We start from the raw sequence: 19972 nt of genomic DNA, 5'->3' as shown, positions 1-19972 counted from the left end.
CCGGGCCCCTCCGCTCGTCGGAGATTCTTGTAAAGAGAGGGAGATGATTGCGACTTAAAGTTCGGAGACCTCTTCAACTCCCGGCTTCTGGGGGTCGTCGTCGAGCCAACGACAGGTCGCGGCGATTCTCGCCTGAATATTGCGACGGGTCTCTCTGTCCGGTCGGGGCACACGGGCGCGAACGAGGGCGTGAGCTTTACCGATTTCATCGCCGGCAGGATGGTTCTCGACTGGGTCCAGGATTACCCCAGCGTCTCCGTCGATTCGGGCGGCCCCGGCTGGGAACTCAACCACTGTGTGTGTCTCCCAGTTGCACAGCTTCTTCCGGTCGAAGCCTTCGTCCGCTAGCAATTGCGAACTGCTCACCGAGATGCCACTGTCAGGGTCAAACTTGAGCGCGCTCGGGAGAACGTTCAGTTTGCGGGTGACGAGATCTGGGACGGCAAAGTTCGGCTGTCTGGGCACGCGGCGCAGGAAGAGATCGTCATCTCCGAGACTCGGATCGTCCCAGACCCATTCGGAAGTCACCGCCGGGGGCGGGCCTGCGACTGGTGGAAGAGAGCCCGCCAGTTCGGGTTAACCTCGGCGACGATCGCAGAAAGGTCGCGGATCAGTTTGCGGAGCGGAGTGCGAGACGTGCCCCTCGCGATTCGACGCCCCTGCCTTCTCATTGAGAAACTGAAAACTCCTTCTGGCGAGATGTCGACTTCCAGAGAGTGGCCGTCCACATACCACTCCGCGATGACACCACCATCTTCGTCGACCGAGAGAGTTGGGTACACAGAGTCCTCGGACAGCACATCTCGCAACACTCGAGCCATCTCATTGACAGCTTCACCCGTCGGTTGCGAAACGCCGGTCATCGCGTGTTCGTGGACCAACCTGTTCAACTGATTGCGTGCATAGTCGAAGGCTGGCATCGGGGCCGGCCAACTGGAGTCGCGTCGATGATGGCTCCCGTTCTCGTAAGCGGGACTTGCCTTCACGCCATATGCGCCTAAATTGCCGGTTGCCAGGTAGGTAACCACTGCCGGCCCGGAAGAGAAATGTCGTGACAGAATGTTCTTGGACATCCGTCGGACCAATGTCTTATCTCGAGCGGCCTTTCGGTTGTAAACCTGAACAGACGCGGGCACTCCTGCAGGTTGATTGACCTCGAGAAGACTCATGCTTTCCGACCCCATTCTTCTTGCATCGTCCCACTGGTGTACTCGAGAAAGGCTTGGATCAGCCTGTCGTGAGCCCTGTCGAGACCTCCCAAAGGAGTTTGTTCCTCGTCGTCCTTCGGCGGCACTTGGAACGACGAAGAAATGCCTAGCATCGGCCCATCCTCATCGACATCCAAGCTGATGTTCACGGAGCATCCGTCCAGTTCAGCATCGTCGCACAAATGTAGCCTGACGCCTCCGTATGAAACGGCGGCGGAAAATGGCCCTTCGGCATGCATTCGCCACTTAGTTGCAACGCCAACCATGAGTTCCTCGGCACGCATGCTACTGAGCGCGTTCAGATAATCGCACTCACTTCCGACGATCACTAACTCCCGATCGAGCTCCTTAGAGACAGTCTGCATAAACTCACCAAAGTGGCTCTCGAGCCGCGCCCGAATGTTCTCAAATCCTGGGTATGAGGAAGGTGCATCGCTTGATGAGAAGGCCCAAGAGCATATGAAGCGATCATTCTGAATGGCGATCGAGCCCTGATCGTTTGGCGTGGTAAACATCACATACGGGCATGGCCACGACCCAAGAGGTACGAGGGATGCTTCATCGCCTCCCCGGTTCCAGGCGCGCAGCGGCGGGAGTTCGGCGACGTTAGGGAACTCAGCTCTCCACGCTTCACGAAGCGATGACAGATGACTCACCTGCAACGCCTCGATTGGTTCGAAGTAGACCGTCAGCGAAACCGAGACAACCGGCGGTTTCTCGAACGCAGCGCGAGTGACCTCCACAGTGCTCACGCTCCGTACCCTAGCCGACCCCGAGAAGGATGGACGTCGCCTAGCCGCGTCTTTATCCACTTTCGGTCAACAACTCAGACTCGTTCAGTCTGACGAGGACAACTCGTGAAACGCACGAGACGTGGGCCGCTTATCCTCTGCATACGACGCAACACGCGCTGCGAATTGCACCGATCCTGCTCGGGGAGTCAGGCGAAAGGCCCGTCCAGCAGCGCCCATTGCAGGAGCATGATCGTCTTGGCGTCCACGATCTCGGTGCCGATGGCCGCGCGGGCCCGGTCGATGTCCAGCTCCACGATCTCGATGTCCTCGCCCTCGGACGCGACGCCGTGCTGCGTGCCCTCGATGTCCTCCGAGCGATACGGGGCCGCGAAGAAGTGCAGGCGCTCGGTCACGGAACCGGGGCTCATGAACACGTCGAACACGTGCTGGACCGGGCCTATCTCGACGCCCGTCTCCTCGACGGTCTCGCGGCGGATCGCCGCGACGGGGTCGTCCTCGTCCAGCAGGCCCGCGGCCGTTTCGAGGAGCATCCCGTCGGGGTGGCCGTTGACGTAGACCGGGAAGCGGAACTGCCGCGTCAGCAGCACCGTCCTGCGGTTCGCGTCGTACAGCAGGATCGTCGCGCCGTCGCCGCGGTCGTAGGTTTCCCGGCGCTCGGTGCGCCAGACGCCGTCGGACCCGCGACGGTCGAACGTGGTCGCTCGCAGGACGTACCAGTCGTTCGACAGCACCTCCACGTCGCGCACGACGACGTCGGGGTTGCGGTCGAGGTCGCGGCCCGTCAGGTGCAGGCCCGTGCGGCCGCGATGGTCGGGGGTGTCGATGCCGGGGGTCATCGCACCAGATTCGCTCATTCGCGGAATGTACCGATCAGCGGGGCGTCCCGTTTCCGCATCGAGTCGGTCAACTGAGGGGCATGGTGCTACCGGACCAAGATCCACGAACTCCTCAGCACCTCGCGGGCGCCAACCGCTCGCCCGCACTCTTGCAGTTTGGGCGCTAACTGCCCTCAGGCCCGCGCTCAGCGAAGTCAAGATCAGCGCCAAGGGCTGGGCGCTCGATCCTTCATCCTGGGATGATCTGGGCGTGACCCCAGAGGAACGGCTCCACGAACTCGTAATTAGGCACGCCGCCTTCGAGTGGCTCGACCGCGAACGTGCCGCGGGCCGGGAGACCTTTTCGCAAGAAAGCACAAGCAATCTCACCTTGGCTGGGGAGTCCATTCGCATGATGCCTACTCAACAGGGAATCTGGAAGCCGGGTCAGCTCGCGGCTGCGCTCTCATTTCGCACGGTGTACCGACCCGAAGGGAGTCTTCGGCCTTACGACGACAATGTGGGTCTTGATGGCCTCTACCGCTACAAGATGCGCGGGGAGGACCCGGAGCACTATCAGAACCGTGCGCTGCGCGAGGCAATGCTCGCGCGCCTTCCTCTGATCTGGTGGCTGGGAGTGCAAGGCGGTGGGTACAGCGCGCTGTATCCGATCTACCTGGTTGGCGAAGAGCGCAATGATCTGCAGTTCGTCGTCGACATCGACGCGGTCCCTCAACCCGACATCATGTGGCCATCCACGGACCTTGAAATCGATCCGTCCTATCGTCAACAACTCACCAAACTCCGACTGCATCAGCGCCCGTTCCGAGCGGCTGTCCTGCGTGCCTATCGGACGTCCTGCGCCGTTTGCTCGCTCGGCCACAGCGACCTTCTGGACGCGGCGCACATTCAGGAAGACGGTGCCGGCGGGCGCCCTGTCGTTACCAACGGTCTGTCGCTCTGCAAGATGCACCACGCCGCCTACGACCGCAGGATCGTCGGCATCACGCCGTCGTACGAGGTGCGAGTTAACGCCGACGTTCTCCATGAGGTCGACGGACCCATGCTGCGGCACGGCATCCAAGAGTTCCACGGCAAGAAGTTGATGGTGCTACCGGAGCGACGGGCTCAGCACCCTGACCGGTTGCTGCTCGAGGCCCGGTACCAAGCGTTTCTTGACGCGAGTTGATTCAGACCAGGACGAGCGAGCGGACGTTTGGGCATCGGTCGCTCGACTAGGTCTTGGGGCAAAGAACCCGGTCTCTCACCGGGATGCCGACATCAGAACCAAATGAGCGGGCGTATGTCGAGTCGGCGCCACGTCCCGGCAAGGGTTGCGGTCATGTGGTGGAGCCTAGGGGACTCGAACCCCTAACCCCCTGCTTGCAAAGCAGGTGCGCTACCAATTGCGCCAAGGCCCCGTGGTGGGAGAGCGTCAGACCGGATCGCTGTGCTGAGCCCAGGCATCGGGCTGAGCTGCGGACTTGCGGCGGTTCGCGAACCAGGCGGCTCCGGCAACCGCGAGTGCCAGGGTGAGGATCTTCTTCACGTAGATTCCTCCTTCGGTGGGCCTAGATGGACTTGAACCATCGACCTCTTCCTTATCAGGGAAGCGCTCTAACCGAGCTGAGCTATAGGCCCCGGGCAGCAATAGAAGAGATTACCTCAGGGTCCCACAGGAGTTCCAATCGGGTCCGTGAGGGACGCATCACCCGCCGCGAGTGGCGCAGAAAGGCCCGCCACTCGACGAGTGGCGGGCCGATTCGCGCCACTCGCGGGGAGTGGGCACGGGGGTCTGCGGACTACTTGCGCTCGCCGAACGTCAGCTCGATGCCGCCGAGGATGCCGGCCGCCAAGTTGTAGAGGTGGGCGGCGATGGTGGCCAGGGCGGTCATGAAGATGACGTTGAGGGCCGAGACGAGCAAGGTCAGGCCCACGACGCGGCCGAAGCCCAGGTACTCGGTGATGTCGAAGCCGGAGGCGTCGTCTGCGAGCACATTGGAGACGCTGTCGTTGAGGGCGCCCCACACGCCGGTGATCTGCATGACGAGCCAGAACACGGTGACCGCGACGACGCTGACGACCATGAGCGCGACCGAGACGACGAACGACATCTTGGTGACGCTCCACGGCTCGACGTGGCTCAGCTTCAGGCGTGCCGACCGACCGGAGTCGGCGGCGGGCGCCGTGGTGGTCTGCACGGACTTCGCGGGCTTCTTCGGCTCCGGCTTCTTGGGCTCGGCCTTCTTCGACTCGGGCTTGGGCGCCGGGGCCTTCGTCGGCTCCGGCGCAGCCTTCTGCTCGGGCTTCGGGGCAGCAGGCGCGGGAGCGGACGGAGCGGCCGCCGGAGCAGCCGCGGGCGCAGCCGTCGCACCAGCCGCCGTGGCACCAGCGACACCCGCGCCGGCGACGCCGGCAGCGGCACCGGCCTGGCCCGGAGCCTTCTTCGGTGCGGCAGCCGGCGCGTCCTTCTTCGCCGGCGCCGGGCGCTCGGGCGCCTTCTGCTGCGGCTGACCAGCCGGATTCTTCGAAGGTGCGGGCGCCTCGGCCGGGACAGCCTTCAACGTCTGCGTGGGCCGGTCGTCCACGGGCGGGGCCGCGGGCTTGGGCGGAGCGGGCTGGTCGTCACGCACCGCCGGGATGACCGCGGTGGTGTCCGGGGTCGCCTTCGTGGTGCGGGCGTACTCCGCCTTCGTCAGCGGGCGGCGTGCCGTGACCGACGGGGTCGTCCCGTTGGCCTTGGCGTTCTTCGCAGGCACACCGTTCTGCTGACCGTTGTCCGGCTTCTGCTCACTCACTGTCGTCCCCGCTCGCTTCCGACTGCTCGGTTTCGTCCGTGGACTCCGGTGCCGCCACTACTGCGACCTCGGTGTTCCGGGCGATAGTGACCACGCGGTCGTTGCCCTTGAACTTCACGAAACTCACACCCATCGTGCCACGGCCCTTCACAGGAACGCCGGATACGAGGCTCCGGGTGATCTGTCCGGACTCGGTCACGCTGATGACGTCGTCGCTGTCGCGCAGCACCAGGCCGCCCACCAGTTCGCCGCGCGACTCGGTGATCTGCATGGCCTTGATGCCCAGTCCGCCACGGCCCTGGATGCGGTACTCGTCGATGCGCGTCTTCTTCGCGAAGCCGCCGTCGGTGACCGTGAAGACGTAGAGCTTCTGGCTCTCGTCGTCCTCGCCCTCCAGGTCGGCACCGGCCTTGATGACCGTCATCGACAGCAGGGAGTCCTCGCCGCGGAACTTCATGCCCGTGACACCCGAGGTGGCGCGACCCATCGGGCGCAGCTGCTCGTCGTCGGCCCGGAAGCGGATCGACTGCGCCTTGCGGCTGATCAGCAGGATGTCGTCCTCGGGCGAGACCAGCTCGGCGCCGACCAGCTCGTCGTCCTCGTCGCGGAAGTTGATCGCGATGACGCCGGCCTGGCGGGGGCTGTTGTAGTCGGTGAGGCGGGTCTTCTTGACCAGGCCGCGCTTCGTGGCGAGCACCAGGTAAGGCGCCTGCTCGTAGTCGCGGACCGCCAGCACCTGGGCGATCTCCTCGTCCGGCTGGAACGCCAGCAGTCCGGCCACGTGGCCGCCGCGCGCGTCGCGGCCGCCCTCGGGCAGGTGGTACGCCTTGGCGCGGTAGACCCGGCCCGCCGTGGTGAAGAACAGGATCCAGTGGTGCGCCGTCGTGGAGAACACGTGCTCGACGACGTCCTCGCCGCGCAGCGAGGCGCCGCGGACGCCCTTGCCGCCGCGACCCTGCACGCGGTAGAGCTCGGTCTTCGTGCGCTTGGCGTAGCCACCCTTGGTGATCGTGACGACGAGCTCCTCATCGGGGATGAGGTCCTCGTCGGACAGGTCGCCGTCGGCGGCGATGATCTTGGTGCGGCGGTCGTCGCCGTACTTCGCGACGACCTCGCCCAGCTCCTCGCCGACGATCTCGCGCTGACGCGCCTCGCTGGCCAGGATCGCCTTGAACTCGGCGATCTCGATCTCGATCTTGGCCAGGTCGTCGATGATCTTCTGGCGCTCGAGAGCGGCCAGGCGACGCAGCTGCATGTCGAGGATCGCACGCGCCTGCAGCTCATCGATCTCGAGCAGCGCCTGCAGTCCCTCGTTGGCCTCGTCGGCCGTGGGGCTGCGACGGATCAACGCGATGACGTCGTCCAGCATGTCGAGGGCCTTGACCAGGCCGCGCAGGATGTGAGCGCGCTCCTCGGCCTTGCGCAGGCGGAACTCGGTGCGGCGACGGATGACGTCGACCTGGTGGTGGATCCAGTGCGAGATGAACCCGTCGAGGGTCAGCGTGCGCGGGACCTCGTCGACGATCGCCAGCATGTTGGCGCTGAAGTTCGTCTGCAGGTCGGTGTGCTTGTAGAGGTTGTTCAGCACGACGCGGGCGACGGCGTCGCGTCGGATCTCGATGACGATGCGGCGGCCGGCGCGGTCGCTCGACTCGTCACGCAGGTCGCTGATGCCCTGGACGCGGCCGGTCTGGGCCAGGTCGGCGATCTTGCGCATCAGGCCGTCCGGGTTCACCTGGTAGGGCAGCTCGGTGACGACGAGCTGCATGCGTCCCTTGGTGTCCTCCTCGATGTTGACCACGGCGCGCATCGGGACCGAGCCGCGACCCGTGCGGTACATGTCCTCGATGCCGCTGGTGCCGACGATGAGGCCGTCGGTGGGGAAGTCGGGGCCCTTGATGCGCGCCAGCAGCGCCTCGAGCAGCTCCTCACGGGACGCGTCGGGGTGCTCGAGCGCCCACTGGACGCCCTCGGCGACCTCGCGCAGGTTGTGCGGCGGGATGTTGGTGGCCATGCCGACGGCGATGCCGGCCGAGCCGTTGACCAGCAGGTTCGGGATGCGCGCGGGCAGCACCGAGGGCTCCTGCGAGCGGCCGTCGTAGTTGGGCTTGAAGTCGACGGTCTCCTCGTCGATGTCGCGCACCATCTCCATCGCGATCGGCGCGAGCTTGCACTCGGTGTACCGCATCGCGGCCGCGGGATCGTCGCCCGGCGAGCCGAAGTTGCCCTGGCCGCTGATCATCGGCGCGCGCATCACCCACGGCTGCGCCAGGCGCACCAGGGTGTCGTAGATCGCCGAGTCGCCGTGGGGGTGGTACTGACCCATGACGTCACCGACGATGCGGCTGCACTTGTTGAAGCCGCGGTCGGGGCGGTAGCCGCCGTCGTACATGGCGTAGAGGACGCGGCGGTGCACCGGCTTGAGGCCGTCGCGCACGTCGGGCAGCGCGCGCGCCACGATGACGCTCATCGCGTAGTCGATGTACGAGCGCTGCATCTCGTCCTGCAGCTCGACCGGTTCGGTGCGGTCGCTCTCGATCGGGGTGTCGGTCACTTCTGTGTCCTTCGTTCCGTGGTCTCGTGCCGCTGGCTAGCCGGGCGCCTCGACCACCGGGTGGTTCGGTGGGGTCAGATGTCGAGGAAGCGGACGTCCTTGGCGTTCCGCTGGATGAACGAGCGTCGCTGGTCGACGTCCTCGCCCATGAGGATCGTGAAGATCTCGTCGGCGACGGCCGCGTCGGCCAGGGTGACCTGGCGCAGCAGGCGACCGTCAGGATCCATGGTGGTCTCCCACAGCTCGCTGGCGTTCATCTCGCCGAGGCCCTTGTAGCGCTGGACCGGGGCGGTGCTGGGCAGCCGGTAGCCGGCATCGAGGCCGGCGGCCATGACGGCGTCGCGCTCGGAGTCGGAGTAGGCCAGCTCGTGGTGGTGGTTGGTCCACTTGATCTTGTAGAGCGGCGGCTGCGCGAGATACACGTGGCCGGCGTCGATCAGCGGCTTCATGAAGCGGAACAGCAGCGTCAGCAGCAGCGTGGTGATGTGCTGGCCGTCGACGTCGGCATCGGCCATCAGGACGATCTTGTGATAGCGCAGCTTGGCGATGTCGAAGTCCTCGTGGACACCGGTGCCGAGCGCGCTGATGATCGCCTGGACCTCGGTGTTCTGCATGATCTTGTCGATCCGCGCCTTCTCGACGTTGAGGATCTTGCCGCGCAGCGGGAGGATCGCCTGCGTCGCGGGGTTGCGGCCGTTGCGGGCCGAGCCGCCGGCCGAGTTGCCCTCGACCACGAAGATCTCGCACTCCTCCGGGTTGCGGCTGGAGCAGTCGATGAGCTTGCCCGGCAGTCCGCCGCCGGAGCCGAAGCCCTTGCGGTTGCGCGCCAGGTCGCGTGCCTTGCGGGCCGCCACGCGAGCGGCCGCGGCGTCGATCGACTTGCGGATGATGGTCTTGCCCTCGGCGGGGTTGCGCTCGAGCCAGGCACCGAGCTCGTCGTTCAGCACCTGCTGGACGAAGCCTTTGGCCTCGGTGTTGCCCAGCTTCGTCTTGGTCTGGCCCTCGAACTGCGGCTCCTCGAGCTTGATCGAGATGATCGCGGTGAGGCCCTCGCGGATGTCGTCGCCGGTGAGGCGGTCTTCCTTCTTCTTGATGAGGTTGTTGGCCTCGGCGAAGCGGTTGACCGTGGTGGTCAGCGCCGCGCGGAAGCCCTCCTCGTGCGTACCGCCCTCGTGCGTGTTGATCGTGTTGGCGAAGGTGTGGACCGACTCGCTGAAGCTGTCGTTCCACTGCATCGCGAGCTCGAGGGACAGGCCGTTCGCCTCGTCCTCACGCTCGAGGCTGATGATCTCGCGGTGGATCGGGGCCTTGCTGCCGACGTTGATGTGGTTGACGTAGTCGACCAGGCCGTTGTCGTAGCGGAAGGTGACCTCGCGCTCGACGTCGTCGACCACGCCCTCGTTGGGATCGGTGTCGTCGGCGTGGCGCTCGTCGCGCAGGGTGAGCTGGAGGCCCTTGTTGAGGAACGCCATCTCGCGGAAGCGCGTCTTGAGCGTCTCGTACTCGTAGGTCGTGGTCTCGAAGATCGTGTCCGAGGCGTAGAACGTGGTGGTGGTGCCGGTCTCGTCGGTCTCCTCCTCGCGCACGAGCGGCCCGTCGGGCACGCCGTAGGTGAAGGACTGGGTCCAGCGGTAGCCGTCGCGCTTGACCTCGACGTAGAGCTTGGTGGACAGGGCGTTCACGACCGAGACGCCGACGCCGTGCAGACCGCCGGAGACCTTGTAGCCGCCGCCGCCGAACTTGCCGCCGGCGTGCAGCGAGGTGAGCACCAGGGTGACCGCGGGGATCTTCTCCTCGGGGTGCTCGTCGACCGGGATGCCACGGCCGTCGTCGATGACCTTGACGCCACCATCGGCCTGCAGCACCACCTGGATGCTGGTGGCATAGCCGGCGAGGGCCTCGTCGACCGAGTTGTCGACGACCTCGTAGACGAGGTGGTGCAGGCCGCGCTCGCCGGTGGAGCCGATGTACATGCCGGGCCGCTTGCGGACCGCCTCGAGTCCCTCCAGGACCTGGATGTTGCTCGCGTCGTACGTGCTGGGTGTCTCGGGCGCCTGGGTCACCCAACCAGTATACGGGCCCATTCTGTGCGTCTGACGACACGACACCTCCTGTGCGGCGTTCTTCCTTTGTCCACAGGTGCCACTGAACGGCGCTAGAAGGGCTCTGGGAGCCGCGACGAGGGGGTCGACCAAGGTGGCCATCGTCCGGCGCCGGTTTCGGTCGCTCCAGCGCCGTGTGGCGAGTTCGCGTCACCGCCGGTCTGGAAGGCTGGAGGCGTGAGCTCCACGACCCGCCTGCCCGCGCGGGTGTCGGGACCGGCGCTGGCGACCGGCGCAGCGGCCGTCACCGCGCTCGTCCTGCTCGTGCGGGTGGCGCTGTCCTCCGCGCGGGGACAGGCCGCCGACGAGCGGGCAATGCTCACCGTCGCGGCGGGCCGCGAGGCCGAGCTGACCCTGCTGTCGATCCTCGGACGCGTGCCGATCTGGTCGGCCGCGACCCTCGCCGTGGTGTGCCTCCTGTTGGCCGCGCGGCGGCACCACTGGCGCGCCGTCTTCGCCGCGGCGGTCGTCATCGTGGGGTCGAACGTCACCACCCAGGTCCTCAAGCACGGCCTGCTCGACCGCCCCGACCTCGGCCACGGCGTCCACAACTCCCTGCCCAGCGGGCACGTGACCGTGGTGGTGTCGGTGGTGGCCGCGCTGCTGATCGTCGTCCCGGCCGGGGCGCGGGCGCCCGTCGCGGGCCTGGGCACCTTCGCCTCCGGACTGACCGGCCTGTCCACGATCGTGGCCGGATGGCACCGGCCCGCCGACGTCGTGGCGGCGCTGTTGGTGGTGCTGGCGTGGTGCGCGATCGCCGTGATGATCCACGGAGGGCGGCGCGCCCGCACCCGTGCCATCCTTCCGACCGCGCTGGCCGGAGCGGCCTGCTCGCTGCTGGGCATCGTGCTGATCGGGGTGCGTCCGGTGGAGGGGATGGACGGATTCCTCGACGCGTCGCTCGTGCTCGGCGCCGTCGCGCTCGTGTCGGCGCTCGTGGTGTCGGCCATCGCGTGGATCAGCCCCGACGCCTGAGGCCGGCTCAGCCGTAGGTGTCGCGGGGCCCGCGACCCTTCACGGAGCGCCGGCCCTTCTTCCAGCTGGGCGCCTGCGGTCCGCGGACGTCGATGCGGAGCACCTGGCCGTCGCCGAGCTCCTCGTTCAGCTTCGCCACGAGGCGTGGAGCGAGCATCTTGAGCTCCTTGGCCCAGGCCGTGGAGCTGGTCCCGAGGTAGACGACCCCGTCGGTGAAGTGGTCGACCTTGCAGTGCTGCGCCACCTCGGGACCGACGATCGAGGCCCAGTCGGAGAACACGCGCGAGGCGGCGAGCCGGTCGTTCCAGCCCTGGTTCCTCACCATCTCGCCGAGCACGTCGCCGAGGGCGACCGCGTCCTCGCGGCCGGGACGCCGTGCGGGACCGTTGCGGCGGATCGGCCGCCGGGTGCGCGCGGGCGGAGCGTTGCCGTTGCGGTAGGCGTCGGCGATCTCGCGGGCGAGGCGCAGGACGTCCTCGTTGTCCTCAGCCACGCGGCGTCACCACCGCGCCGGCCACGTCGAACGACTGACCCACGAGCTCGGGAGGGACGTCGCCCTCGACCGCGGCCGTGACCAGCACCTGCTCGGCGCCGGCGACGCGGGCTGCCAACCGCGAGCGACGGTCGCTGTCGAGCTCGGCGAACACGTCGTCGAGGATCAGGATCGGGTCGTCGCCGCGGAGTCCGGAACCTGACGAAGGGTCCTCGCGCAGCAGGGAGAACGCCGCGAGGCGCAGGGCCAGCGCGAGCGACCAGGACTCACCGTGGCTGGCGTACCCCTTCGCCGGGAGGTCGCCGATCCCCAGCAGCACGTCGTCGCGGTGCGGGCCGACGAGGCTGATGCCACGCTCGAGCTCCTCGCGGCGGCGGCGGCCGATCTCGTCCAGCAGGGCCTTGGCGATGTCGTCGGGGTCGCGCAGCTCCTCGATGCCCTCGACCGAGGGCTTGTAGACGAGGGAGACCACCTGGCGCTCGGCCGCGGCTCCGGCCGCGACGTCGCGGTACGCGTCGGTGGCGTGCGGCGCGAGGGCGTCGAGCAGGGCCAGTCGCGCCGCGACCAGCTGACCGCCCGTGCGCGCGAGGTTCTCGTCCCAGATGTCCAGCGTGGAGATCTCCACGTTGCTGCGCCGTCCCGCGGTCTTGAGCAGCGTGTTGCGCTGCTTGAGCACGCGGTCGTAGTCGGCCCTGACGCCCGCGAACCGGGGCGTGCGCATCACGACGAGGTGGTCGAGGAAGCGCCGCCGGTCGGACGGATCGCCCTTCACCAGCGCCAGGTCCTCGGGCGAGAACAGCACGGTTCGTGCGATCCCGACGAGGTCGCGCACGCGGGGCAGCGGGTTGCCATTCACGCGAGCGCGGTTCGCCCGGCCCGGGGTGATCTCCAGCTCCAGCAGTGCCGAACGGTCCTCGCGCTGGAGCTGGGCCCGGACGATCGCCCGCTCCGCGCCGGCCCGCACGAGGGGAGTGTCGGACGACACCCGGTGCGAGTCCAGCGTGGCGAGGTAGTCGATCGCCTCGACCAGATTGGTCTTGCCCTGCCCGTTGGCGCCGATGAACGCCACCGGCCCCGCACCCAGCTCGATATCGACCGAGCCGTACGACCGGAAGTCGGCCAGCTCCAGTCGGGTCACGTGCATGGGCCCAGCCTACGGCCGGCGTCAGGAGGCCGGAGGGACGTCCGGGCTCTCCTCGGCCGCACGGACCGCGTGGCCGCCGAACTGCTGGCGCATCGCGGCGACGGCCTGCATCGCGGCCGACTCGTCCTGGCGCGACACGAACCGCGCGAAGAGCGAGGCGGCGATCGTGGGGGCGGGCACCGAGTTGGCGATCGCGGCCTCGACGGTCCAGCGACCCTCGCCCGAGTCCTCGGCATAGCCGCGGATCTGCGACAGGTGCGGATCGTCCTCCAGCGCCTTGACCAGCAGGTCGAGCAGCCACGAACGGACGACCGTGCCGACGCGCCACGAGTTCAGCACCTCGGTGACGTTGTCGACCATGTCGACGGCCTCGAGCAGCTCGTAGCCCTCGGCGTAGGCCTGCATCATGGCGTACTCGATGCCGTTGTGGACCATCTTGCTGAAGTGGCCGGCACCGACGCGCCCGGCGTGGACGAAGCCGTTCTCGGCGTCGGGGCGCAGGGCGTCGAACGCCGGCTGCACCTTCGCGACGTCGGCGGCGTCGCCGCCGGCCATCAGCGCGTAGCCGTTCTCCAGGCCCCACACGCCACCGCTGACACCGCAGTCGACGTAGCCGATGTTCTTCTCGGCGAGCTGGGCCGCGTGGATCTCGTCGTCGGTCCAGCGCGAGTTGCCGCCGTCGACGACCACGTCGCCCTCGGAGAGCAGCTCCTTGAGCTCGGTGATGGTGCTGTGCGTGGGGTCGCCGTGCGGGACCATCACCCACACGACCTTGGGCGACGGCAGCTGCTCGACCATCTCGGCGAGCGAGCCGACGTCACTGAGCTCGGGGTCGCGGTCGTAGCCGACCACGGTCAGGCCGGCATTGCGCATGCGCGTACGCATGTTGCCGCCCATCTTTCCCAGTCCGACGAGTCCGATGTGCATGAGCGCCTCCCGACGTCGTGGCGCGTTCAGTTCTGCAGGCGAACCGGCATGATCAGGTAGCGGAATGCGCCATCGGGATCCGCTCCCACCTCCGCGACTCCGGACATCGCGGCAGGCTTGGTGTGCTGCGTGAAGGACAGGTGCACGACCGGCTCGGTCATGACCGACAGCCCTTCCAGCATGTAGTTGGGGTTGAAACCGATCGAGATGTCGTTGCCCTCGATCGTGGCCTCGACGCTCTCGGACGCCTGCGCCTCGTCGCCGCTGCCGGCCTCGAGGAGCACCTGGCCCTCGGAGAACGACAGGCGGACGGGCGTGTTGCGCTCGGCGACCAGCGCGACGCGCTTGACCGCGTCGACGAGGGTCTGGGTGCCGACGTAGGCGACCGTCTCGGCCTGGGCCGTGAACAGCTGGCGCACGCGAGGGAAGTCACCCTCGAGCAGGCGCGTGGTGGTGCGGCGGACGCCGCCACCGACCGTGCCCTCGAAGCCGATGAGGCCGTCGCCGGTCTCGCTGGTGGAGACGGCGATCGTGATGTCGCCGCCCGCGGTGAGTGCCTTCGCGGTGTCGGACAGGACGCGCGCGGGCACGAGGGCTCGCGCCGAGATGTCGGACGCCTCGGGGTACCAGGCCAGGTCGCGCAGGCTGGCGCGGAACCGGTCGGTGGCCATGAGGGAGATCGTGGAGCCCTCGAGCTCGAGGCGGATGCCGGTCAGCAGCGGGAGCATCTCGTCGCGCGACGCGGCGGCGCTGGCCTGGCCGACGGCGGTGGCGAAGTCGTCGGCCTTGACCGTGCCCGAGGACGTGGGCATCGCCGGGAGCTGCGGGTACTCGTCGACCGGCATGGTCTGGAGGCTGAAGCGCGAGCTGCCGCACGTGACCTGCACCTTGGTGCCGTCGTGCGCGACGTCGACCGGCTTGCCGGCCGGGAGGGAGCGGACGATCTCGGCCAGGAGTCGGCCCGAGACGAGCGCCTTGCCCTCGTCGCTCACCTCGGCGGGCAGCGTGGCCCGCGTGGACGTGTCGTAGTCGAATCCCGAGAGGTGGAGCTCGTCGCCGACGGTCTCGAGCAGGAGGCCGGTGAGGACGGGGACGCTCGGACGGGTCGGCAGACTCCGGGCGGTCCAGCCGACGGCGTCGGCGAGGGTGTCGCGATCGATGCGGAACTTCACGTTCGGGGGCCTCTCATTCGTCAGTCGAATCCTGCCACGGTGAGCCTTCTTCCACACCCATGGGTGCTGGTGACTTCGACTCGGGTTTCGGTCTTAGTACTTTCCGTCGTCGTAGTAGGGCCTGTGGATTCGGTGGACAACCGTGGTTTTTGCTGCGGGGCGGCGTTTCGGCCGGTGGATGAAGTTGTGTTCGGCGCAGTGGGGGGACTCGCTCGGGCTGTGGACGATCATCGCGTGTTCACATGTCATTCACATGCAGATCGCCCGGATGCACCGATTCGGGGCCTTCATGCACAGGAGTGTCCCCAGGTGTGGGTGGGGCGCAGGTAGTCAGGACTGTCGTGCCTGCTGGCGGATCCGGGCCGTCAGCTCGGTGACCTGGTTGTACACGGCGTGCTTCTCGGCCATGAGCTTGCGGATCTTGCGCTCGGCGTGCATCACCGTGGTGTGGTCGCGGCCGCCGAACTCACCGCCGATCTGCGGCAGGGACATCTCGGTGAGCTCGCGGCACAGGTACATCGCGATCTGGCGGGCGAGCACGAGGTTGCGCGAGCGGTTGGGGCCGCACAGCTCCTCGATCGTGTACTCGGAGTAGGCCGCGGTCTGGGCCATGATCATGCCGGCGGTGATCTCGGGGTCGTCGCCCTCGGCGATCAGGTCCTTCAGCACGATCTGGGCCAGCTGGAGGTCGACCGTGGTGCCGTTGAGGTTGGCGAAGGCGGTGGCGCGGATCAGCGCGCCCTCGAGCTCACGGATGTTCGTCTGGACCTTGCTCGCGATGAATTCGAGCACGTCGGCCGGCGCCGTGAGCTTCTCGGTGGCGGCCTTCTTGCGCAGGATCGCGATGCGGGTCTCGAGGTCGGGCGGCAGCATCTCGGTCTGAAGGCCCCAGCTGAAGCGGTTGCGCAGGCGCTCCTCGAGGGTTCGCAGCTCCGACGGCGGCCGGTCGGACGTCATCACGATCTGCTTGTTCTCGTTGTGCAGCGCGTTGAAGGTGTGGAAGAACTCCTCCTGCGTCGCGTCCTTGTTCTCGATGAACTGGATGTCGTCGACCAGCAGCACGTCGATCTCGCGGTACTTGCGTCGCAGCGCGGGGGTGCGGTTCTCACCGATCGCGTTGATGACGTCGTTGACGAACTCCTCGGAGCTGACGTAGCGAACCCGGGACGACGGGTAGAGGTTGATGACGTAGTGGCCGATGGCGTGGAGCAGGTGGGTCTTGCCCAGGCCGGAGTCGCCGTGGATGACCAGCGGGTTGTAGGCCTTGCCCGGTGCCTCAGCGGCCGCGACCGCGGCGGCGTGGGCGAAGCGGTTGGACGAGCCGATGACGAAGTTCTCGAACTGGTAGCGCGAGTTGAGCCGGGCCTCGGCGATGTTCGCGCGGTGCGAGGGGCCGGGGCCGCCCTTGGAGGCGGTGGGCCGGCTCACCCAGCTGGGAGTCAGCGAATCGTCGTCGTCCTCGAAGTCATCGTCCTTGTCGACAAATCTACTTGTCGTCTTGTCGTCTCCCGGATCCTCTTCCACAGTGATGCGTGAGGAGAGCAGGTCGGGTGTCTCGTCGACGACCTCGGGATCGATCGTGACGACCAGGCGGATGTCCTCGCCGGCCTGTGTCGTCAGCGACTGCTCGAGCGCGGGGCGCACACGCGACTCGAGCTGGGCCCGGGACAGATCGTCGTGGACGGCGACGATGAGGATGCCGTTGTGGAGCGAGAGGGGCTTGGCCGCGTAGACGAAGACCTTGGCTCCTGGGGACAAGGTGGCGACGGAATCGCGCCATACGGTCTCCAGATCCAGCTCAGCCTCGTCGCGCACCGCACAGCCTTCCTTCTTGCCGTAGCAGGAAATTCCCGAGTTCGACAGCGGCACCGAATGCGGCTGCCGCCGGTTGTTCACACTGTTGTCCACACGCTGTGTACGAGTCGGATGGATGACACGACCGTGCAAGGTGGTGTCCTGTGGATATCCCGTGACGCTAGCAGCCGGTACGGACCAGTCACAAGCGGGTTGACAGATTTGTGGAGGCCCTCCGGCGTGTCGCGTGGACCCACTTGGGCGATCAGGATAAGACTGGCCGCTTTGGGTCGGTTTGACCGCGTCATGCCGCCCCCCGTACCGTGGAGGGGTCGTCTCGAACGACGTCCGCCGCGTGCCCATGAACAGTTCCAGTCGTGGGCGAGCGGTGGCCTCCTCCAACTGGGCCACGTTTTCGTACCGAAGGACCTCCTGTGAGCAAGCGCACCTACCAGCCGAACAACCGTCGCCGCGCCAAGAAGCACGGCTTCCGCCTCCGCATGCGCACGCGTGCCGGCCGCTCGATCCTGGCCGCGCGCCGCCGCAAGGGCCGCGACAAGCTGTCGGCCTGATTCCGCGTGCTGCCGCGCGTGCACCGCATGCGCGACGGTGAGGTGTTCCGCCATGCGATTCGTCGCGGTGGCAAGGGTGTGCAGCCCGACCTCGTCGTCCACGTGGGCGGACCTGTCGAACCGGCGGACGTCACGTCCGTCGGTTTCGTCGTGTCGAAGAAGGTGGGCCCGGCCCACGATCGCAACCTGGTGAAGCGCCGCCTGCGACACCTCATGCGTGAGCGCATCGACGCCGTCCCGGCCGGATCACGCGTCGTGATCCGTGCGCTTCCCGGCTCGGCCCGCCGGCCCGCGGCGCAGCTCGCTCCCCAGCTCGACCAGGCACTGCAGACCGCGTCGTCGCGAGTCCGGCGATGATGCGCTGGATCGTGGCGAGCCTGCTGCGCGCCTACCGCCTGGTCATCAGCCCGATGTACGGGCAGGTGTGCCGCTACCACCCCAGTTGTTCGGCCTACGCCCTCGAGGCGGTCGAGACGCACGGCGCCCTCAAGGGCTGCTGGCTCGCGATCCGTCGTCTGGGTCGCTGTCATCCCTGGGCGTCAGGCGGGTACGACCCCGTACCTGCCCGCGCCCATGAACGAGGAGAAGCATGTTCGACTTCCTAAGCAGCATCGGTGGCGCCATCATGACGCCGCTGTACTACTTCGTGTCGGGGATCATCCTCGGGTGGCATTGGCTGTTCGAGCAGATCGGCATGGACCCCGACGCCGGGTGGACCTGGGTGCTGTCGATCGTGGGCCTGACGATCACGATCCGTGCGATGCTGATCCCGCTGTTCGTCAAGCAGATCAACTCCAGCCGGAACATGCAGCTGATTCAGCCGCAATTGCAGGAGTTGCGCAAGAAGTACGGGCACGACCGGGAGCGCTTCGCCCAGGAGCAGATGAAGCTGTTCCAGGAGACGGGCACGAACCCGTTCTCCTCCTGCATGCCGCTGCTGCTGCAGATGCCGATCTTCTTCGCGCTGTTCCGCGTGATCGACCAGGCAGCGCGCAAGGGCGCCGAGGGTGCCAAGGGCTTCCTCTCCGGTGAGCAGGCCGAGTCGCTGGCCAACGCCCAGTGGCTCGGCGGCAAGATCGCCGACACCTTCCTCTCCAGCGAGCACATCGAGACGAAGATCATCGCCATGGTGATGGTCATCGCCATGTGCGCCACGCAGTTCTTCACCCAGAAGCAGCTGATGGCCAAGAACATGCCGCCGGAGGCGCTCAACGGCCCCTTCGCGCAGCAGCAGAAGATCCTGCTCTACGTCCTGCCGGTCGTGTTCGCCGTGTCTGGTGTCGCCTTCCCGCTCGGCGTGCTCGTCTACTGGACGACCTCCAACCTCTGGACCATGGGCCAGCAGTTCTGGGTCATCCGCAACAACCCCGCTCCCGGCACCCCCGCCTTCAAGGCGAAGCAGGACCGCGACCGGGCCAAGGGCAAGCTCGTGCAGGACGACCCGATCGCCGAGGCGAAGGCCGAGGCTGAGGAGCAGCGCATCAAGCGCCAGCAGCCGAAGAAGCAGTCACGCGACAAGCGACGCAAGTCCGGTGGTACGCCGCCGAAGCCGACCAAGCCCGCCAAGGAGGATTCCGATGAGTGACACCGATCTGGAACGCGAAGGCGACATCGCCGCCGACTTCCTCGAAGAACTGCTCGACATCGCCGACCTCGATGGTGACATCGACATCGACGTGGACGGCGACCGTGCCGCTGTGGAGATCATCGGTGGCAACCTGAGTCACCTCGTGGGACGCGACGGCGAGGTGCTCGATGCGCTGCAGGAGCTCACGCGCCTGGCGGTCTACCGCGAGACCGGCGCCCGCAGCCGGCTGATGCTCGACGTCGACGGTCACCGCGCGGCGCGCAAGGCTGAGCTCGTGGAGATTGCCGCTGAGGCCATTGAGCGCGTCAAGGCCGAAGGCGAGTCCGTTGCCCTGGCGCCCATGTCCCCCTTCGAGCGCAAGGTCATCCACGACGCCGTGGCCGACGCCGGCCTGCGGAGTGAGTCTGACGGCGCCGGCGCAGGCCGCCACGTCGTGGTACTCCCGGCCGAGTGACTGTTTCACGTGAAACGGTGTTCGGTGAGCGGCTTCCGCTCGCCGAGCGCTACGCCGAACTTCTGGCCACTTCCGGGGTCGAGCGAGGTCTGATCGGCCCTCGTGAGGTCGACCGGCTGTGGGAACGGCATCTCTTCAACTGCGCGGCGCCCGTCCCCCGGGTGCCCGAGGGCGCCGGCGTTGCGGACGTGGGCTCGGGAGCCGGACTACCCGGCCTGGTCTGGGCGATTGCCCGCCCTGACCTCCACGTCACCCTGATCGAGCCCCTCCTGCGCCGCACCACATGGCTCGAGGAGGTGGTGGCCGATCTGGGTCTCGACGATCAGGTCACTGTGCTGCGGGCACGCGCTGAGGACGTCGACCAGACCTTCGACGTCGTGACGTCGCGTGCCGTGGCCGCTTTGGACAAGCTCGCGCGCTGGTGCATGCCGCTCGTGAAGCCGGGTGGACTCATGCTGGCGCTCAAGGGCCGCAGTGCAGCCGAAGAGGTGGAGACTGCGCGCGCCACCCTCGCTCGGCTCAAGGCCGGCGATATCGTGGTGGCCACGTACGGGCACCGGTGGGATCTCGAGGTTCCCACCACGCTCGTCGAAGTCCAGCGCCGCCGATGACACACCGTGG

20 protein-coding genes and 2 tRNA genes are annotated in these 19972 nt (G+C 67.2%); 8 read left to right on the top strand and 14 right to left on the bottom strand.

The features are described 5' to 3' along the window. Window positions 1-54 precede the first annotated feature (54 nt). From ACY1JX_RS10120 to ACY1JX_RS10105, 4 genes are all read right to left on the bottom strand, one after another. Window positions 55-528: a hypothetical protein gene (locus ACY1JX_RS10120; protein ID WP_462563893.1), complete on the bottom strand. Its 474-nt coding sequence runs from the start codon at window positions 526-528 to the stop codon at window positions 55-57. Further along, window positions 525-1169, bottom strand: coding sequence for a hypothetical protein (locus ACY1JX_RS10115; protein ID WP_462563892.1), 645 nt, complete (start codon window positions 1167-1169; stop codon window positions 525-527). The genes ACY1JX_RS10120 and ACY1JX_RS10115 overlap by 4 nt, the downstream gene beginning before the upstream one ends. Beyond that, on the bottom strand, window positions 1166-1960 hold the full coding sequence (locus ACY1JX_RS10110) for a TIGR04255 family protein (protein WP_462563891.1): 795 nt from the start codon (window positions 1958-1960) through the stop codon (window positions 1166-1168). Before ACY1JX_RS10110 ends, ACY1JX_RS10115 begins: the two co-directional genes overlap by 4 nt. Before the next feature lie 188 nt (window positions 1961-2148). Then, on the bottom strand, window positions 2149-2817 hold the full coding sequence (locus ACY1JX_RS10105) for an NUDIX domain-containing protein (RefSeq protein WP_462563890.1): 669 nt from the start codon (window positions 2815-2817) through the stop codon (window positions 2149-2151). Window positions 2818-3049: 232 nt separating this feature from the next. On the opposite strand from ACY1JX_RS10105, the gene ACY1JX_RS10100 reads away from it, so the two are divergent. Beyond that, the gene (locus ACY1JX_RS10100) at window positions 3050-3967 is read left to right on the top strand and encodes an HNH endonuclease (RefSeq protein WP_462563889.1); all 918 of its coding nucleotides are present in this window, start codon (window positions 3050-3052) and stop codon (window positions 3965-3967) included. A 156-nt stretch (window positions 3968-4123) separates the two neighbouring features. Here ACY1JX_RS10100 and ACY1JX_RS10095 read toward each other — a convergent pair. From ACY1JX_RS10095 to gyrB, 5 genes are all read right to left on the bottom strand, one after another. Next, window positions 4124-4199: transfer RNA gene (locus ACY1JX_RS10095), tRNA-Ala, on the bottom strand. A 145-nt stretch (window positions 4200-4344) separates the two neighbouring features. Then, window positions 4345-4419: transfer RNA gene (locus ACY1JX_RS10090), tRNA-Ile, on the bottom strand. Window positions 4420-4580: 161 nt separating this feature from the next. After that, window positions 4581-5576: a DUF3566 domain-containing protein gene (locus tag ACY1JX_RS10085; RefSeq protein WP_462563888.1), complete on the bottom strand. Its 996-nt coding sequence runs from the start codon at window positions 5574-5576 to the stop codon at window positions 4581-4583. Continuing rightward, window positions 5569-8130 carry a DNA gyrase subunit A gene (gene gyrA, locus ACY1JX_RS10080; protein ID WP_462563887.1) on the bottom strand — a complete coding sequence of 854 codons (2562 nt, stop codon included), beginning with the start codon at window positions 8128-8130 and terminating at the stop codon, window positions 5569-5571. The genes ACY1JX_RS10085 and gyrA overlap by 8 nt, the downstream gene beginning before the upstream one ends. Window positions 8131-8204: 74 nt before the next feature. Then, window positions 8205-10193: a DNA topoisomerase (ATP-hydrolyzing) subunit B gene (gene gyrB, locus ACY1JX_RS10075; RefSeq protein WP_462563886.1), complete on the bottom strand. Its 1989-nt coding sequence runs from the start codon at window positions 10191-10193 to the stop codon at window positions 8205-8207. A gap of 216 nt (window positions 10194-10409) precedes the next feature. Between gyrB and ACY1JX_RS10070 the strand changes: the two genes are divergently transcribed. Next, entirely contained in the window at window positions 10410-11207 is a 798-nt protein-coding gene (locus ACY1JX_RS10070; RefSeq protein ID WP_462563885.1) for a phosphatase PAP2 family protein, read from the top strand. A gap of 7 nt (window positions 11208-11214) precedes the next feature. Here the strand turns inward: ACY1JX_RS10070 and ACY1JX_RS10065 are convergent, their stop codons facing one another. The 5 genes from ACY1JX_RS10065 to dnaA form a co-directional block, all read right to left on the bottom strand. Further along, window positions 11215-11700 carry a DciA family protein gene (locus ACY1JX_RS10065; RefSeq protein ID WP_462563884.1) on the bottom strand — a complete coding sequence of 162 codons (486 nt, stop codon included), beginning with the start codon at window positions 11698-11700 and terminating at the stop codon, window positions 11215-11217. Continuing rightward, window positions 11693-12844: a DNA replication/repair protein RecF gene (recF, locus tag ACY1JX_RS10060; protein ID WP_286930706.1), complete on the bottom strand. Its 1152-nt coding sequence runs from the start codon at window positions 12842-12844 to the stop codon at window positions 11693-11695. The genes ACY1JX_RS10065 and recF overlap by 8 nt, the downstream gene beginning before the upstream one ends. A 21-nt stretch (window positions 12845-12865) precedes the next feature. Continuing rightward, window positions 12866-13771 carry a phosphogluconate dehydrogenase (NAD(+)-dependent, decarboxylating) gene (gnd, locus tag ACY1JX_RS10055; protein ID WP_286930705.1) on the bottom strand — a complete coding sequence of 302 codons (906 nt, stop codon included), beginning with the start codon at window positions 13769-13771 and terminating at the stop codon, window positions 12866-12868. Window positions 13772-13797: 26 nt separating this feature from the next. Further along, complete coding sequence (dnaN, locus tag ACY1JX_RS10050) at window positions 13798-14943, bottom strand: DNA polymerase III subunit beta (RefSeq protein WP_181753559.1); 1146 nt, start codon at window positions 14941-14943, stop codon at window positions 13798-13800. Between the two features lie 330 nt (window positions 14944-15273). Further along, window positions 15274-16758 (bottom strand): chromosomal replication initiator protein DnaA, encoded by a 1485-nt coding sequence (gene dnaA / locus ACY1JX_RS10045; RefSeq protein ID WP_462563883.1) that lies wholly within the window; start codon window positions 16756-16758, stop codon window positions 15274-15276. Between the two features lie 413 nt (window positions 16759-17171). On the opposite strand from dnaA, the gene rpmH reads away from it, so the two are divergent. The 6 genes from rpmH to rsmG are packed head-to-tail and all read left to right on the top strand — an operon-like array spanning window position 17172 to window position 19962. Beyond that, on the top strand, window positions 17172-17309 hold the full coding sequence (gene rpmH / locus ACY1JX_RS10040) for a 50S ribosomal protein L34 (RefSeq protein ID WP_078699619.1): 138 nt from the start codon (window positions 17172-17174) through the stop codon (window positions 17307-17309). 27 nt (window positions 17310-17336) lie between these two features. Further along, the gene (gene rnpA, locus ACY1JX_RS10035) at window positions 17337-17666 is read left to right on the top strand and encodes a ribonuclease P protein component (protein WP_462563882.1); all 330 of its coding nucleotides are present in this window, start codon (window positions 17337-17339) and stop codon (window positions 17664-17666) included. Beyond that, the gene (yidD, locus tag ACY1JX_RS10030) at window positions 17663-17914 is read left to right on the top strand and encodes a membrane protein insertion efficiency factor YidD (protein ID WP_313601193.1); all 252 of its coding nucleotides are present in this window, start codon (window positions 17663-17665) and stop codon (window positions 17912-17914) included. The genes rnpA and yidD overlap by 4 nt, the downstream gene beginning before the upstream one ends. Beyond that, window positions 17899-18894, top strand: coding sequence for a membrane protein insertase YidC (yidC, locus tag ACY1JX_RS10025; RefSeq protein WP_286930702.1), 996 nt, complete (start codon window positions 17899-17901; stop codon window positions 18892-18894). The genes yidD and yidC overlap by 16 nt, the downstream gene beginning before the upstream one ends. Further along, the gene (locus ACY1JX_RS10020) at window positions 18887-19351 is read left to right on the top strand and encodes a Jag family protein (RefSeq protein WP_286930701.1); all 465 of its coding nucleotides are present in this window, start codon (window positions 18887-18889) and stop codon (window positions 19349-19351) included. Before yidC ends, ACY1JX_RS10020 begins: the two co-directional genes overlap by 8 nt. Beyond that, complete coding sequence (gene rsmG / locus ACY1JX_RS10015) at window positions 19348-19962, top strand: 16S rRNA (guanine(527)-N(7))-methyltransferase RsmG (protein WP_286930700.1); 615 nt, start codon at window positions 19348-19350, stop codon at window positions 19960-19962. Before ACY1JX_RS10020 ends, rsmG begins: the two co-directional genes overlap by 4 nt. The last annotated feature ends 10 nt before the right edge of the window (window positions 19963-19972 follow it).

This window comes from Aeromicrobium sp. JP4 (assembly GCF_054957925.1).
This window is presented reverse-complemented; position numbering and strand designations above follow the sequence as displayed.